This window comes from Bradyrhizobium sp. UFLA03-84 (assembly GCF_002289535.1).
Classification (GTDB): domain Bacteria; phylum Pseudomonadota; class Alphaproteobacteria; order Rhizobiales; family Xanthobacteraceae; genus Bradyrhizobium; species Bradyrhizobium viridifuturi.
The window spans coordinates 71,991-87,028 of record NZ_NSJY01000013.1 but is presented as its reverse complement, the minus strand read 5'-3'; the positions used below and the strand labels follow the sequence as shown (position 1 = coordinate 87,028).

The 15,038-nt window shown below is 64.9% G+C and carries 17 protein-coding genes; 10 read left to right on the top strand and 7 right to left on the bottom strand.

What is annotated here, in order from left to right; all coding sequences use genetic code 11:
• Positions 1-359 precede the first annotated feature (359 nt).
• Positions 360-860: a hypothetical protein gene (locus CK489_RS42265; protein ID WP_244486146.1), complete on the top strand. Its 501-nt coding sequence runs from the start codon at positions 360-362 to the stop codon at positions 858-860.
• Positions 861-1,062: 202 nt separating this feature from the next.
• A complete protein-coding gene (locus tag CK489_RS14410) occupies positions 1,063-1,326 on the top strand; it encodes a hypothetical protein (RefSeq protein ID WP_050628533.1) in 264 nt (87 codons plus the stop codon).
• Positions 1,327-1,561: 235 nt separating this feature from the next.
• Here CK489_RS14410 and CK489_RS14405 read toward each other — a convergent pair whose 3' ends face one another.
• Positions 1,562-2,080: a hypothetical protein gene (locus CK489_RS14405; RefSeq protein ID WP_050628532.1), complete on the bottom strand. Its 519-nt coding sequence runs from the start codon at positions 2,078-2,080 to the stop codon at positions 1,562-1,564.
• 329 nt (positions 2,081-2,409) lie between these two features.
• Here CK489_RS14405 and CK489_RS14400 point away from each other — a divergent pair, with 329 nt between their 5' ends.
• The 3 genes from CK489_RS14400 to CK489_RS14390 all read left to right on the top strand — a co-directional run bounded on the left by CK489_RS14400 (position 2,410) and on the right by CK489_RS14390 (position 4,961).
• A complete protein-coding gene (locus CK489_RS14400; RefSeq protein WP_018269780.1) occupies positions 2,410-2,706 on the top strand; it encodes a co-chaperone GroES in 297 nt (98 codons plus the stop codon).
• A gap of 225 nt (positions 2,707-2,931) precedes the next feature.
• Positions 2,932-4,575 (top strand): chaperonin GroEL, encoded by a 1,644-nt coding sequence (gene groL / locus CK489_RS14395; protein ID WP_050628570.1) that lies wholly within the window; start codon positions 2,932-2,934, stop codon positions 4,573-4,575.
• A gap of 95 nt (positions 4,576-4,670) precedes the next feature.
• Positions 4,671-4,961: a hypothetical protein gene (locus CK489_RS14390; protein WP_095732723.1), complete on the top strand. Its 291-nt coding sequence runs from the start codon at positions 4,671-4,673 to the stop codon at positions 4,959-4,961.
• 65 nt (positions 4,962-5,026) lie between these two features.
• On the opposite strand, the gene CK489_RS14385 is transcribed toward CK489_RS14390, so the two are convergent.
• Positions 5,027-5,395, bottom strand: a complete 369-nt coding sequence (locus CK489_RS14385) for an antibiotic biosynthesis monooxygenase family protein (protein WP_050628530.1) — start codon at positions 5,393-5,395, stop codon at positions 5,027-5,029.
• Between the two features lie 96 nt (positions 5,396-5,491).
• Here CK489_RS14385 and CK489_RS14380 point away from each other — a divergent pair, with 96 nt between their 5' ends.
• The 3 genes from CK489_RS14380 to CK489_RS14370 all read left to right on the top strand — a co-directional run bounded on the left by CK489_RS14380 (position 5,492) and on the right by CK489_RS14370 (position 8,016).
• A complete protein-coding gene (locus CK489_RS14380) occupies positions 5,492-5,968 on the top strand; it encodes a MarR family winged helix-turn-helix transcriptional regulator (protein ID WP_095732722.1) in 477 nt (158 codons plus the stop codon).
• A gap of 185 nt (positions 5,969-6,153) precedes the next feature.
• Positions 6,154-7,353, top strand: coding sequence for a hypothetical protein (locus CK489_RS14375; protein WP_095732721.1), 1,200 nt, complete (start codon positions 6,154-6,156; stop codon positions 7,351-7,353).
• Between the two features lie 198 nt (positions 7,354-7,551).
• Positions 7,552-8,016 carry an ester cyclase gene (locus CK489_RS14370; protein WP_050628527.1) on the top strand — a complete coding sequence of 155 codons (465 nt, stop codon included), beginning with the start codon at positions 7,552-7,554 and terminating at the stop codon, positions 8,014-8,016.
• Positions 8,017-8,109: 93 nt separating this feature from the next.
• Here CK489_RS14370 and CK489_RS14365 read toward each other — a convergent pair whose 3' ends face one another.
• The 3 genes from CK489_RS14365 to CK489_RS14355 all read right to left on the bottom strand — a co-directional run bounded on the left by CK489_RS14365 (position 8,110) and on the right by CK489_RS14355 (position 9,723).
• A complete protein-coding gene (locus CK489_RS14365; RefSeq protein WP_095732720.1) occupies positions 8,110-8,577 on the bottom strand; it encodes a PaaI family thioesterase in 468 nt (155 codons plus the stop codon).
• Between the two features lie 20 nt (positions 8,578-8,597).
• Positions 8,598-9,176, bottom strand: coding sequence for a bifunctional transcriptional activator/DNA repair enzyme AdaA (locus tag CK489_RS14360; RefSeq protein ID WP_095732719.1), 579 nt, complete (start codon positions 9,174-9,176; stop codon positions 8,598-8,600).
• A gap of 82 nt (positions 9,177-9,258) precedes the next feature.
• Positions 9,259-9,723, bottom strand: a complete 465-nt coding sequence (locus tag CK489_RS14355; RefSeq protein ID WP_050628569.1) for a GNAT family N-acetyltransferase — start codon at positions 9,721-9,723, stop codon at positions 9,259-9,261.
• 172 nt (positions 9,724-9,895) lie between these two features.
• Here CK489_RS14355 and CK489_RS14350 point away from each other — a divergent pair, with 172 nt between their 5' ends.
• The gene (locus tag CK489_RS14350) at positions 9,896-10,570 is read left to right on the top strand and encodes a hypothetical protein (RefSeq protein WP_095732718.1); all 675 of its coding nucleotides are present in this window, start codon (positions 9,896-9,898) and stop codon (positions 10,568-10,570) included.
• 72 nt (positions 10,571-10,642) lie between these two features.
• On the opposite strand, the gene CK489_RS14345 is transcribed toward CK489_RS14350, so the two are convergent.
• The gene (locus CK489_RS14345; protein WP_095732717.1) at positions 10,643-11,059 is read right to left on the bottom strand and encodes an META domain-containing protein; all 417 of its coding nucleotides are present in this window, start codon (positions 11,057-11,059) and stop codon (positions 10,643-10,645) included.
• Between the two features lie 141 nt (positions 11,060-11,200).
• Complete coding sequence (locus CK489_RS14340; RefSeq protein ID WP_050628522.1) at positions 11,201-12,871, bottom strand: L-lactate permease; 1,671 nt, start codon at positions 12,869-12,871, stop codon at positions 11,201-11,203.
• Between the two features lie 310 nt (positions 12,872-13,181).
• Here CK489_RS14340 and CK489_RS14335 point away from each other — a divergent pair, with 310 nt between their 5' ends.
• Positions 13,182-14,924, top strand: coding sequence for an ABC transporter ATP-binding protein/permease (locus tag CK489_RS14335; RefSeq protein WP_095732716.1), 1,743 nt, complete (start codon positions 13,182-13,184; stop codon positions 14,922-14,924).
• Positions 14,925-15,038: the final 114 nt, after the last annotated feature.

The window sequence follows — 15,038 nt, the reverse complement described above, 5'->3', positions numbered from 1 at the left end:
AAATGATCATGCAGTTGCCGGAAGCCAGTATTGGGTGCCGGTCGCACGGGGCTTCCGGGTTCATTCCGATTGCCCACACAAGGTGTTTACGTTCACTCAACACAAAGTTGAGAATACGCGGCGCGCTCATTCGACGCGCAGAGCTTCATGCTGAAACATGGCGCATGCTGTTCAGACGCGCGATTGAGCTCCCAGTCAGACGAGCTTCGCGCCGGCTTATCTTGGACTTGCAGCGCGAGGCTGTCTTTCGGGCCGCGGCGATCGGCGGCGGGTTCTTGCATTCGCTGATCGCGTGGGCCTTGTTGCCGGATCACTGATTGGGGCGGAGCCACTGGAGTACTCAAAGCTGGAGATCGAACATGACGCAAGGAATTGTGCGGAATACTGCAATTGCACTTTCGACGTTCGCCTGCGCGACACTGTTCTCCATCACCTGGTCCGAACAGAGCGGCGTCTCGGCGTCGGTCGAAAGCGCCCAGGCGCGTGTCGGCCGACCGCTGACGCCGATGAGCGCCGCAGGCGTTGCGCGTCGTCACACCCGGCGCGCCGCTTACGGATACGGCTACGGATATCGGCATTACGGGGTCGGTGCGGGCATCGCCGCCACGGCAGCGGTCGCTACGGCCGCAGCGACTGCGCCGGCCTATGCCGGCTGGGGCACAAACAATTGGACCAATGCATATGCCGCCCAGACCGATACCTATTTTGGCCAGCCTTACTATCCGGCCCGGGCCTATCACGGGGTTAGCCCGTACTACGGCTATACCGGATGGGCGGACTACAAGGCCGCGAATGGCATCGGCTGCGAGCCCGGCACGATGACAAAGATGTCTGACGGCAACATGTACGTCTGTCAGTGAAGTCGCTGCAAACATCACTGAATGAGGGAGGGCTCGGTGAGCCACCCTCATTCTTGGCAGGGCAAATCGACCTCACGGGCCGACGCGCCGGCCGTTGATTTACGTCAACACCACCAATCTCATGGCTGGCCGATGATGGCTTGGACCGCATCTCAAGCGGCTCCAGCACCTTTCGGTTCGCGTGCGATGAGGGAGGATTGCCATGCGTGTGACGAACATTCTTTCGATCAAGGCTGCGACGTTTGCGGGAATTGCAGCCAGCCTCATGTTGGGGTTTGCAACCGTCGCGTTCACTCCGGCGCCGGCCAACGCCGTCGTTTATTGCACCTATGTCGGTTATCCGAGCGGCTGCGTGGCGCGGGCGGGTGTCGTGCTCAGGCCCCGTCCGGTGGCGCGCGCTGCAGTCCGGCATAACGCGGGCGGCAATATGAACGGCGGCGTCAATCGCGTCGGGGTGCGGCGGTAGGGCGATCGTTTGTGTGTCACGGTCTTGGTTGCAAACGGCAAGCCGGATTCGTGTCCCCGTCGTTCAGAGAGGTACAAAACCGTCGGGATCGGCGGTTTTATCTGATTGAGTCAAAGAACCCCTTTCCTTCTCCCTGGTGGAAGAAGGTGGCGCGGATGCAATCCGACCTCTCCCACAAGGGGAGAGGTGTACTGCCGATGCGGCTCCAGGATGAACGGAAGGACTAGCCTTGCCCTTACGCCCGCGGGGCGCAGCGGACGTAGACCATGTTGCCGTAGCGGGTGGCGGCGTCCTTGTCGACGAAGCGGGTGATCAGGACCCTTCCGTCGAACGAGATGATCTCGCGGTCCTGCTCGCCGGGCACCGGTCCGGGCGGGCCGATATAGTTCTTGCCGCTCGGGGAACCCTTCAGCCGCAGCTCCTGCGGGGTGGCCTGGTCGGCCAGATGCATGATGACGCCGCCGTTCTGGCCGGCGCCGATCACGTAAGGCTGCTTGCACTGGCCGCGCGCGGCCGCCTCGGTGCGGGCGCGGTCGGCGGGATTCTGGAACGAGGCGAGACCCCAGCGGCCGACGATCTCGTCGGGGCGGATCGACGCGGGCATTTCCGGGGCGACCCCCGGTTCGGAAGGCGCCGGCTCGGGGTTCGACGACAACGACGGCAGGCTCATGCTGCCGCACGCTCCCAAGAGTGTCGTCAGCGCCGAAACAGCCGCGAACCGTGCGACCAATCGCGCGTTGAGTGACATGATCATATGTATCCCCCGACTATGTCCCGGCCGCACCCGTCATGCAGCCAAGCGTAAAACTTAAGACGGAGCAATGACGTCTGACAAAATTACGTCATCGCTACGATTTGGTTTCTGGTCCACCATCCTATATTGGCCTCACCAAGGCCTTAACCCGTTTGCTTGACAGAAACTGCGCCAAGCCATATTTCCCGGCCCACAATTAGCACTCTTGCACCACGATTGCTAAATGCGCCGGGCGTCCTGCCCTGCGCCGACCGGGCCGGCATTCAACCCCGGTCTCGATGAACCGGACCTGAAACCGAGCCTCCAAGAGGACCTTAAGAGGGAACGTCATGGCTAAATCCACCTTCCGCCCCCTGCATGACCGCGTCGTGGTCAAGCGCATCGATGCCGAGGAGAAGTCCAAGGGCGGCATCATCATTCCGGACTCGGCCAAGGAGAAGCCGTCGCAGGGCGAGATCGTCGCCGTTGGCCCGGGTGGCCGCGACGAGGCCGGCAAGCTGATCCCGATCGACCTCAAGGTCGGCGACCGCGTGCTGTTCGGCAAGTGGTCGGGCACCGAGGTCAAGCTCGACAACCAGGAGCTCCTGATCATGAAGGAGTCCGACATCATGGGCGTGCTGGCGTAAGCCCACGGACTCCGAGGGCCGCCGCGCCCTCCCCAGTCATGCCCGGGGCAAAAGCGCGATCGCGCCGGACGACCCGGGCATCCATCACACTTCTAGAGAATCCTGCCAGGGCGATGGATCGCCGGGTCACGACGTACGAAGACGCACTTCGTGCCCCGACCCGGCGATGACGAGCATCAACCCAGCGGCAAGCAATTCACAGACACATTCCAGGAGTTCAAATCAATGGCTGCCAAGGACGTAAAATTCGCCGGAGACGCCCGCGATCGCATGCTGCGCGGTGTCGACGTGCTCGCCAACGCCGTGAAGGTGACGCTCGGCCCGAAGGGTCGCAACGTCGTGATCGAGAAGAGCTTCGGCGCGCCCCGCATCACCAAGGACGGCGTCACCGTCGCCAAGGAGATCGAGCTCGACGACAAGTTCGAGAACATGGGCGCGCAGATGCTGCGCGAGGTCGCTTCCAAGACCAACGACACCGCCGGTGACGGCACCACCACCGCGACCGTGCTGGCCCAGGCCATCGTCCGCGAGGGCGCCAAGTCGGTCGCGGCCGGCATGAACCCGATGGACCTCAAGCGCGGCATCGACACCGCGGTCGCCGCTGTCATCAAGGACATCGAGAAGCGCGCCAAGCCGGTCGCGTCCTCGTCGGAAGTCGCCCAGGTCGGCACCATCTCGGCCAATGGCGATGCCGCGATCGGCAAGATGATCGCGCAGGCGATGCAGAAGGTCGGCAACGAGGGCGTCATCACCGTCGAGGAGAACAAGTCGCTCGAGACCGAGGTCGACATCGTCGAGGGCATGAAGTTCGACCGCGGCTATCTCTCGCCCTACTTCATCACCAACGCCGAGAAGATGACCGCCGAGCTCGAGGATGCCTACATCCTGCTGCACGAGAAGAAGCTGTCCGGCCTGCAGTCGATGCTGCCGGTGCTGGAAGCCGTGGTGCAGTCCGGCCGTCCGCTGCTGATCCTCGCCGAGGACGTCGAGGGCGAGGCGCTGGCGACCCTGGTGGTCAACCGCCTGCGTGGCGGCCTCAAGGTCGCCGCCGTCAAGGCGCCGGGCTTCGGTGATCGCCGCAAGGCGATGCTGGAGGACATCGCGATCCTGACCGGCGGTCAGCTGATCTCCGACGACCTCGGCATGAAGCTCGAGAACGTCACGGTCAACATGCTCGGCCGCGCCGGCAAGATCGTGATCGACAAGGAGAACACCACGATCGTCAAGGGCGCCGGCAAGAAGAAGGACATCGACGCCCGCGTTGGCCAGATCAAGGCGCAGATCGAGGAAACCACCTCGGACTACGACCGTGAGAAGCTGCAGGAGCGCCTTGCCAAGCTCGCCGGCGGCGTTGCCGTGATCAAGGTCGGCGGCGCGACCGAGGTCGAGGTCAAGGAGAAGAAGGACCGTGTCGAGGACGCGCTGAACGCGACCCGCGCCGCGGTGCAGGAAGGCATCGTGCCGGGCGGCGGCGTCGCGCTGCTGCGCGCCAAGAAGGCGGTCGGCCGTCTCACCAACCCGAATGCCGACGTCCAGGCCGGCATCAACATCGTGCTCAAGGCGCTCGAGGCTCCGGTCCGCCAGATCTCGGAGAACGCCGGTGTCGAGGGCTCGATCGTGGTCGGCAAGATCCTCGAGAACAAGTCGGAGACGTTCGGCTTCGACGCCCAGACCGAGGACTATGTCGACATGGTCGACAAGGGCATCATCGACCCCGCCAAGGTGGTGCGCACCGCGCTGCAGGACGCCTCCTCGGTGGCCGGCCTGCTGGTGACCACCGAAGCCATGGTCGCCGAAGTGCCGAAGGACGCGGCGCCGGCGATGCCGGGCGGCGGCATGGGTGGAATGGGCGGCATGGGCGGCTTCTAAGCCCCCGCTGCACCTCCGCATCAACATCGAAGGCCGCCTCCGGGCGGCCTTCTTTTTTTGCGATTTGCTTACGATGCAGTTGTAGGGATCATCCGATGTCCCGCGACGCCAAATCACTGACGACAACGCTGGCACTGTTCTACGCGATCGGCGCGGTGCTCGCATTGGGCGCCTATGTCCAAGACGGCGGCGATGACTTGGCGGTCATCGTGACATTCTGGTTCAAGCAGACGGTGACGTTTGTCGTTCTCGGTGCGGGCTATGGCCTTTATTGCGTCATTTCCGGTTCGATCGGTCACCGTCCAAAAGCGCCGCTGCGATTTCTGGACATCGCCTTCCTGACCGGGGTCGCCACGCTCGCTGTTCTCATGGCGATCCACGGTTGAGCGATCTTTGACGCAGCCGTAGCAACCATCAAGTCACGATGGTTGCTACTTGATGTTGCCGCGCTCTAGGCGACGCAGATGTCCGGCACCGCGACCTTCTGGAACAGATGCGGCGATGCCAGCGCCGAGGCGGGATAGGCCGACAGCTTGGCCCTGAACTCCGGGTTCATGAACGCGGCACGGAAGGCAGCGGTGGATTCCCAGACCGCGTAATTCAGATAGGCCGGGCTGTCGCCGAGCGCGCGGTGCAGCTGGGTCGAGATGAACCCGGGCAGCCGCTTCATGATGGCGGCGTCGTCCTGCCAAGCCCTGAGGAAGGTGTCCTCGTCGGCCGCATCGAGCGTGAAGAGGTTGACGAGCACGACGTTGGTGGCCTCGACCGCGAGCTGGCGGTCGATCGGGAATGCGGGGTCCAGGGGGCGCATATGCGGCATGGCTTGCTCCGTTGATATGGTGCTATGATGTCATTTCGATCTGATGGATACATATCCATTTGACATTATGATGTCAATATACCCCTATGGTGACAAATGCCCCAGACCAAGCGAACGCCGGCGGGTGAAGCCCTGAGCGGCCTGATCCTCGACCTGTTCAGGCTCAACAGCCTGCTGTTCACGTCGGGCGACCGGCTGGTGGCGGGGCTCGGGCTGACCAGCGCCCGCTGGCAGATCCTCGGCGCCATCGTCACCGCCGAGCGCCCGCAACCGGTGGCGTGGCTGGCGCGCGACCTCGGCGCTGCCCGTCAGAACGTGCAGCGGATCGTCAACGACCTCGAAAGGGACGGGCTCGTCACATTCGAGACCAATCCGCATCACCGCCGCGCCCAGCTCGTGGTGCTGACCGACAAGGGCCGGCAAGCGTTCGAGGCGGCGATGCGCCTGCAACTGCCCTGGGTGAACCGCCTTTCCGACGGACTGTCCGTGAAGGACATCGAAACCGTGGGCCGCGTCGTGACGACGCTGCGCGGCAGGCTGGAGAACGGTGAGGAACCTGGCGAGCGCGCATGACGCACAACCCGTCTCCATTCGTCCTGCCCGCCGTCCTGCGGACGGCCGTGTGCGGCCAGGACAGTGCCGGAAGTCACTTCGTTCCAGGTGCGGCAGCCGCCGTCACGCGGCCTTCTTTTTTGCGCAATGACGCGGAGGTTTGCTAGTTACGACGGAACCGATTCTGCCCTTCGAGGACTTATCGTATGCGCGCGCTCCCGCTCCTGCTGCTCGGTCTTGCCGTCGCCTCGGCGCCTGCTCTCGCCCAGATGAAGCTGCAAACGAAGCCGGCAGCCGGTGGCGGCCCCGAGACGCGCTATTTCACCGCGATCGACGGCCTGATGGACGGCAATGCCGACGTCGTGCTGAAGGAAACCCGCCAGGGTAAGACCGTGACCGCGGCGGTGCTCGATGTCTGCTATCCTGCCGACAGGAGCTCCGACCGCAAGGATCGCTTCGTCGCCAACCTCACCGTCAACGGCCAGACGCTCTCCGGCAGCACCCAGAGCGTCGCCGACAAGCAGCCGGTCACGATCAAGCTGAACCGCAAGCAGACCGGCGACAGCTTTGAGTTCCGCGGCCAGATCACGATCGGCCAGACCGTGACCGAGGTCGCCTCGACGGATAATTCCGATCTCAGCGAGAAGGAATTCCAGGACAACCAGGCCACCGAGGACGGCATCACGCCGCAGCCGAAGGACTTCACCGACGTCTCGCCGGAATCGATCGGCGTGCGGGTGAAGCTCGATGCGGCATCCGACTTCCTCAAGAGCCTGAAGGGCGAGGCCGTCGAGATCGGCACCTCCAGCCTGTCGGTGACCTGCGATGCGATGCGCTCCGGCGAGCAGACCATCAACCTCACCGTCGATCCGGAGCGCGCCGGCGCGCTGCTCGCCAAGGCGAAGGCGGCGCCCGGCGTCACGGCGGCCGGCTGGACCAGCGGCGTGGTCGAGATGGACCGCACCATCCGCTTCGCCGCCGCCGACTGGCGCGACGGCGACAAGATCAACAAGGACAAGCTCGCAACCGCGATCGCGGGCGTGCTGGCGAAGACGCTTGCCGCAAAACCGGCCTCCGCGACCTGGAATGCGAACACCGGCAAGCTCAAGCTGGTGCTGAAGCGCCCCAGCGCGGTCTACCCTGCGCTCGGCCTCACCCAGAACTACGAGGTCACTGCCCTCGTCTCGCCCGACAAGCCCGGCGGCTCCGACAAACTGATGCTGTGGGTGTCGAGCCCCACCGTCTCGACATCGGACGACAGCGCCGGCGCCAAGCTGAATCTGTCCGACGATTCCAGCAGCGACGAGGAAGGCAGCGAAGCCAGGGACGACAACGGCGCGATCGACGCGCTGCTCAAGGAGTTCAAGGGCCAGCGCTGGGACGCCGACAAGTCAGTGTGGCGCTGATCCACCCGCTTCCCGATTGCTCGACGGAGTTCGGGAAGCAGCGCCAAACGCCATATCGATACAGCGGAATTTCTCCTGAGGTCTGACAGCACATCCGATCCGGAATCGGGTGGTCCGACACACGTCTCAAATTGCCTAATGCGCGCATCGAGAAAGCGCCGGTCGCGATACCGGCAACGCGCAAATGGAGACGAAGAGATGTCAGAGGAAAACAAGAACGTCGTCGGCCGGTGGTTCAAGGAATTCTGGGGCAATCCCTGGAATCCGCGCATCATCAACGAGCTCGCGACGGCCGACATTGTCGTGCACTACCCGATGCACGAACCGAAGAAGGGCCGCGCCGCGGTGACCAAGTTCATGACCGAGTTTCGCGAGGCGTTTCCGGATCTCAACTTCTGGGGCGTTGGCGATCTCGTCGCGGAAGGCGACCTCGTCGTCGGCCGTTGGGAAGGCGGCGGCACCCACACCGGACCCGCGTTCAGCGACTTCCGCCTCGGCTCGCTGCCCGCGGCGTCCGGCCGCAAGATGACGTTCGCCGGCACGACCGTGCTGCGCGTGCAGGACGGACGGATCGCCGAGGAGCTCGGACAGGAAGATGCGATCACCGCCATGCTGCAGCTCGGCCTCATTCGCTTGCCCGAGCAGAGTGGCTACGTGGGTTGAACGACGCTTCGTCGATCAAACACGCTCCAACGCTACTGGCCGGCATCGCATCTCCGGGTGCGGTTCCGGCTCAGTCTATCCAGGTATTCCGCATCAAGCCGGAAAGATCAGGCACGTCGTCGTGCCATGCGCGAGCAGCCGTCCCTTCGCGTCGGTGACCCTGCCTTCGGCGGTGCCGACGCGGCGTCCGCAATTGAGCACGTGGCCCTCGGCGCGGATCGGGCCGGTGTCCGGCGTGATCGGACGCAGCAGCGAGATCTTGAATTCGAGCGTGGTCTGGCTGGTGCCGGCGTCGAGCGTCGACTGCACGGCAAGCCCCATGCAGCTGTCGAGCAGCGTCGCGGTGAGGCCGCCATGCACGGTGCCGGCCGGATTGAGATGCGCGTCGGTCGGCAGCAGCGTGACGACGACGCGGCCGCGCTCGGCCTCGGTGACGTCATAGCCAAGGGTCCGCGCGATCGTGTTGAGCGGCAGTGCGCCGCTGGCGAGCCCCTGGACGAAGTCGAGACCGCTCATCTGCTGCTTCTCTTCCGCACTGACAGTGCCGTAGCTTTTCGCCATTTGCTCGCCTCCGTTGAGGTCTACTGCATCGTGCCGGCCGGCCGCCGTTTTCGTCGCAACGAGAAGGGAGAACGACCGTATAGTTTTGCAAACGCGGCGTTCATGCGCCGCGCGCTCGAGAAGCCGGCGCGCTGCGCCACCACAGACAGCGGAGCATCGCTGCCGTCGATCAGCCGCTTGGCGCGCTGCACGCGCAGCGAGAGCGCGACCTGGAGCGGCGAGGCATCGAGATGCGCGGCGAACAGCCGCGACAGATGCCGCGCGCCGATGCCGAGCCGATCGGCCAATGCGTCGACATTGCCGCGGTCGAGTGCGCCATCCTCGATCAGCGCCAGTGCGCGCTCGACGGTCGTCCTGGTGCCCTTCCATGCCGGACAGAACGGCGCCGCCTCCGGGCGGCAGCGCAGGCAGGGCCGGAAGCCGGCGCGCTCGGCGGAGGCGGCGCTGCCATAGAAGCGCACATTGCGGGCGAGCGGCGTGCGCGCGCGGCACACCGGGCGGCAATACACGCCCGTGGTCTTGACCGCGACGAACACGACACCGTCCCAGGCCGGGTCGCGGCGTTGAAAGGCTGCATATTGTGCGGCGAAGTCGAGCATGCGACCGCTATAGCCGTGCCCGCACGCCGAAACGACCCGGTTTGCGGAGACGACGTCCGGAAACGACCACTGCGCGACGAGATCAGAGGCGCCTGGTCAGGAACAGGCTGAGCGGATCGGGCGCGTAGCCGGCGAACGGCGGGCATTCCTGATAGCCGGCGGCGCGATAGAGCCCGATCGCCTCCACCTGAAGGATACCGGTCTCCAGGCTGATACGCGCGATCTGCCGGCGCCGCGCCGCGTCTTCCAGCGCCTCGAGCAGGCGGCGGCCGAGCCCGTGGCCGCGCGCATCGGCCCGCACGAACATCCGCTTCATCTCGGCATGACCGGGCGCGATGAGACGGAAGGCGATCGACCCGATCGCCTCGCCGTCGCGGCGCGCGACCAGGAAGACCGTGTCCGGGGCGGCGAGTGTCTCGGCGGCGGCGAGGTGATTGCTGTCGGGTGGATACAGCGCCTGCATGTAGGCGTCCGACAGGTCGATCAGCCGCCGCACTTCCGGCTGCCGCGGGTCTTCGGGAGCGATGCTGATTCGAGGCGCTTGCATCTTGGGCCGCAGTGCTGGGGCGCAGTTGCGATTGTCGACCGCCCTCGCCGTCCCGTCAATTTACGGGGCCTGCGACCAAAAGACTTCGTGCCGCCGCAGTTCGGTCACCGAAAATTAAGGCTCGATTTAGTTTCGAGGATCATCCTTTGCGTCACCGAACACAGGTCACGCCATGCAAGACCGCGAGCCGATCAATCCTGAGAGCATCTGGCCGTCAGATGCGACGGAGGGTCATTCGCCGGCGCAGACGGCGGACCTCTGGGATGTCTCAAACGAGAATCACGACGCCGCCCTGTTGCTGCGGGAGCCGTTTGCCGACCGCGTCGGCACCGCGCTGCTGGCTGCCACCGCGCTCGCCGCAAGCTTCGTGCTGGGTTGGGCCGGCGGCGCCAACTGGCACGACTTCACAAGCCCCGCGCCGCTCCCGGTGGCCCAGAAGGACGCGCCGGCCCCGCACGTTGCGGAGGCGCCGCCGAGCCGAAAGAGCGAACCGCGCCGGACCGCGTCCAATGCCGAGCCATCGGTCACCGGCAGCATTCCGAAGACCCTCCCCGCCAATCCGCGCCCGCAAGTGCTGGGGGCCGCGCCGACGACGCTCGGCGCGCAAGCCGCCATGCTCGGATCGAAGCCGCAGCTTTCAACGGGACCGGAGACGCGGCCGAGCACGATTCCCGGATGGTCGGTGGTCGAGGTCCGCGACGGCACCGCCGTGCTCGAGGGGCCGGAGGGCGTCAAGATGGCCGCGCGCGGCGACGTCGTCCCGGGCCTCGGGCGGGTCGATTCCATCGTGCGCTGGGGCAACCGCTGGATCGTCGCTACCGCAAGCGGATTGGTTGCAACGCCCTGAGCAGCCGGCTAACGCCGCCGCTCTTTGTTTGACGCGAACGCGAACCGGCGTCCGCCTCGCTCGAAAACGCTGTCAGTTGCTGTTGATCACGAAGCGCAGCTGCTTGCTGCCGATGAACGTGACCTGATCACCCTGCCGCCGCCAGCTCGTCATGTCGCCGAGCGCCCCCAGCAGATCCTTGTCGGCTTGCGCACGGTCCGGCGTGCAGGTGCGGTTCTCCATCGCGCCGGGGACGAAGACGATGGTGTTGCCGGCAACCGAGAACTGACCCTTGCCACCGTCGCACCACAGCTCGAGGATCACCTCACCATTGTCACCGACCTCGATCGAGGGGATCCGCTTGGAGCCCGGCATGCGCGCGGCATCGAGCGTCATCACGAAGCCGAACGGGAATCCTTCCTGCGCCTTGGCCGGAACCCCGGCAAGAGCCGCAACAGCCAGCACCAATGCGGCCGCGCCGCCGTTCAGAATCCGCTTCATCGACATCATTCCCACCAATTGCGACGCCGCCCTTCTATGGGACGAGGCTGCGATTGGCCAGCTTGGCCGCGCCAGAAAAACCGCTTGAAAAGCAAAATCCCCGCGGGCTCGCACCCGCGGGGATCCTGGTTTGGGCGACGCCTCGCCTCGTTATTTCAAGACCATTGCGGTGAACGGGTAGACATAGGCCTGCAGGGTCACGAACAGACCGACCAAGCATGCCAGCACGATCGAATGCAGGAACACATAGCGCAGGATCGAGCCCTCGTGGCCGTACCAGTTGGTCGCGGTCGAGGCGACCACGATCGATTGCGCGTCGATCATCTTGCCCATCACGCCGCCCGACGAGTTCGCCGCCGCCATCAGGATCGGCGACAGGCCGAGCTGCTCGGAGGTGATCTTCTGCAGATTGCCGAACAGGATGTTGGACGAGGTGTCCGATCCGGTCAGCGCCACGCCGAGCCAGCCAAGCAGTGTGCCGAAGAACGGGTAGAGCACGCCGGTCGCCGCGAAGGCGAGGCCGAGCGTGGCATCGACGCCGGACAGCCGGGTCAGCGTGCCGATCGCCAGCATCGCCGAGATCGTGATCAGCGAGATCGCGCAGAGGCGGATGGTGCGGCCATATTCGGCGATCAGCTTGAGCGGCGAGAACCCCATCAACAGACCCGAGATGATCGCGGCGATCAGCAAGCCGGTGCCGGTGAACGACAAATAGGTGAAGCCGAACACCGCGCCTTCCGCCGTCGGCTTGGGCACCACCGGCGGCACCTTGAAGATCAGCTTGTCGAGGTCAGGGACCGGATAGTTCCAGACGAAGTTCGCATTGGCCCAGGCCTTGAAGGCGCCGTTGCCCCAGATCAGCATCAGGATGCAGACGATGATCCACGGCAGCAGCGCGCTCCACAACTCGCTTTGGGTCAGCGGCGTCTTGTCGAGCGGCGGGGTGGAGGCCATCGTCGCCGCCGATTCATCGCGGCCGCGCAGTTTCGGCGACAGCCAGAGATGCTCCGGCTGCCAGACCTTCAGGAACAGGATCAGCGCGCCCATCGAGATCAGCGAGGCGCCGATGTCGACGATCCAGGGATTGATGTAGTTCGAGATCACGAATTGCGGGACCGCAAACGACACGCCGGTGACCAGGATCGCCGGCCACACTTCCTTCATGCCGCGCCAGCCCGCGAACGCCCACACCACCCAGAACGGCACGATCAGCGAGAACAGCGGCAGCTGGCGGCCGACCATGGCGCCGAGGATGTAGGGATCGAGCCCGGTGACCGAGGCGAGGCCCTGGATCGGCGTGCCCAGCGCACCGAACGCGACCGGGGCGGTGTTGGCGATCAGCGACAGGCCGGAGGCTGCGAGCGGCGAGAAGCCGAGCCCGATCAGCACCGCGCCAGTGATCGCGACCGGCGTGCCGAACCCCGACGCGCCCTCGAAGAAGGCGCCGAACGAGAACGCGATCAGCAAGAGCTGCAACCGGCGATCCTCGGTGACGCCACCGACCGCGCGCTTGAGCAGCTCGAACTTCCCGCATCTCACCGTGACCTGGTAGAGGAAGATGACGTTGAGCACGATCCAGCCGATCGGGAAGAACCCGGTGACGATGCCAAGGATCGACGCGCGGATCGACATGCCGGCCGGCATCGTGAAGACGAAGATGGTGATCAGGTTGGTCACGATCACGGCGATGATAGCGGCGATATGCGCCTTCACCCTGCCGCTCGCGATCAGGACCAGCAGCGTGACCACGGGAACGGCAGCGGCGATCGTCGACAGCCCCGCATTGCCGAGCGGATTGTAGATTTGATTCCAGGTGTTCATCTCGGGATCCTTCCCACATTTCTTGTGCAGCGCGCCGGCATCGGTGCGGCAGGCGCGCTGGCGCGATTGCGGGAGTCCGTCGGAAAAGTCTGTAGCCCCGGCTCGCGAATGAACGATCGGTAAGGATCGCTCACATCCTCGCGAAAAATCGAAGGTCCCCCGCCCCTCGCCGTTGTCGTCATGCTAGGGTTGACTCGATCGCCGGGACAAGCCAACGCTTGCATGCCAGACCTACGACTTTAGTCGAGGATCGCTCTGATTGTCCCGATTCTTCAGGCCTTTGCGGCCCCTTCCCCGGAGACGATAATCTGTGAAAAACATTCGCTCGACGCTCGCGACGGTGTGGCGCATCGCCTCGCCCTACTTCAACTCCGATGACAAATGGGCAGGCCGGGGACTGTTGGCCGCGGTGATCGTCATCGAGCTTGCCAGCGTCTTTCTCACCGTGCTGTTCAACCGCTGGAACAATGTTTTCTACAATGCGCTGCAGGAGCGCGATCAGGCGGTCTTCACCTATCAGATCGGCTATTTCTGCGTGCTCGCGGCGTTCTGGATCGCCTTGAAAGTCTACCAGCTCTACCTCAATCAATGGCTGCAGATCCGCTGGCGGCGCTGGATGACCACGCGTTATCTCGGCGGCTGGCTGCACGATGCCAACCACTACCGCATGCAGTTGCTCGGCGATGCCGCCGACAACCCGGACCAGCGTATCGCCGACGACACCCAGCGCTTCGTCGAGCAGACCCTGACGCTCGGGATCGGACTGTTGAGCTCCGTGGTCACGCTTGCGTCCTTCGTGGTGATCCTGTGGGGCCTTTCCAATCAGGCGCCGCTGCATCTGTTCGGCAACGACATCGCGTTTCCCGGCTATCTGGTCTGGGGCGCCTTGATCTACGCGATCCTCGGCACAACCTTGACCCATCTGATCGGCCGCCCGCTGGTCGACCTCAACTTCCGGCAGCAACGGTTCGAGGCCGATTTCCGCTTCAACCTGGTGCGGACCCGCGAGAACGCCGAGCAGATCGCGCTGCTCGAGGGTGAGCCGGCCGAGCGCACCCGGTTGCTCGATCGTTTCGGATTCGTGGTCGGGAACTGGCTCGACATCATGCAGCGAACCAAGAAGCTGACCGCCTTCACCGCGACCTATTCGCAAGCCGCCGTGATCTTCCCCTACGTGCTGATCGCGCCGGCCTATTTCGCCAACAAGATCCAGCTCGGCGGCATGATGCAGACCGCGTCTGCATTCAGCAGCGTGCAGGATTCACTGTCCTTCTTCATCACGGCCTACCGGACGCTGGCCGAATGGCAATCGGTGGTCGCACGACTTGACGGCTTCGAGAGTTCGATCCGCGGCGGCGACGCGCTCGCACGGCGGCAGGACATCATCCGCGTCAAGCCCGCCGGCGACAGCGGCATCGAACTCGACGATCTCGTGGTCACCCTGCCCGACGGCAAGCCGCTGCTCGCGGCTGACGGCTTCAGCCTTCCCGGCAACGCACGCACCCTAGTCACCGGCCCCTCGGGCGCCGGCAAGTCGACGCTGTTCCGCGCCATCGCCGGCATCTGGCCGTTCGGCAAGGGCGCGATCAATGTCCCGGCCAACGCCAGCCTGATGATGCTGCCGCAGCGTCCCTATCTGCCGATCGGGTCGCTGCATGAAGCCGTGGTCTATCCGGGTGAGGCTGCGAAATTCGACGCGGGGCGGGTGCGCGAGGTCCTCACCGCCGTCGGACTGCCGCAGCTCGCGGCGCGGCTCGGGGAAGAGGCGCACTGGAACCGGATGTTGTCGCTCGGCGAGCAGCAGCGGCTCGGCATCGCCCGGGCGCTGCTGCATGCACCGCAATTCCTGTTCCTGGACGAGGCGACCGCCTCGCTCGACGAGCCGTCGGAAGCCGCGCTCTACCGACTCATCGCCGAGAGGCTGCCCGGCACTACGGTGGTGTCGATCGGCCATCGCTCGACGCTCGATGCCTTCCACCAGCGCAACGTCGCGCTGGTCCGCGACGGCGAGCGCTTCACCTTGCGCGACAGGGTCGAGGCTCCCGCGTCATAGGCGAGCGGATCTGGCTGCGAATCCGTTACGCGCCATCAATTCGGACTGTCCCCAGCCCCCTCTCCCGCTTGCGGGGGAGGATTTGGGTGGGGGCTCTCTCCGCCAGTCGCATTG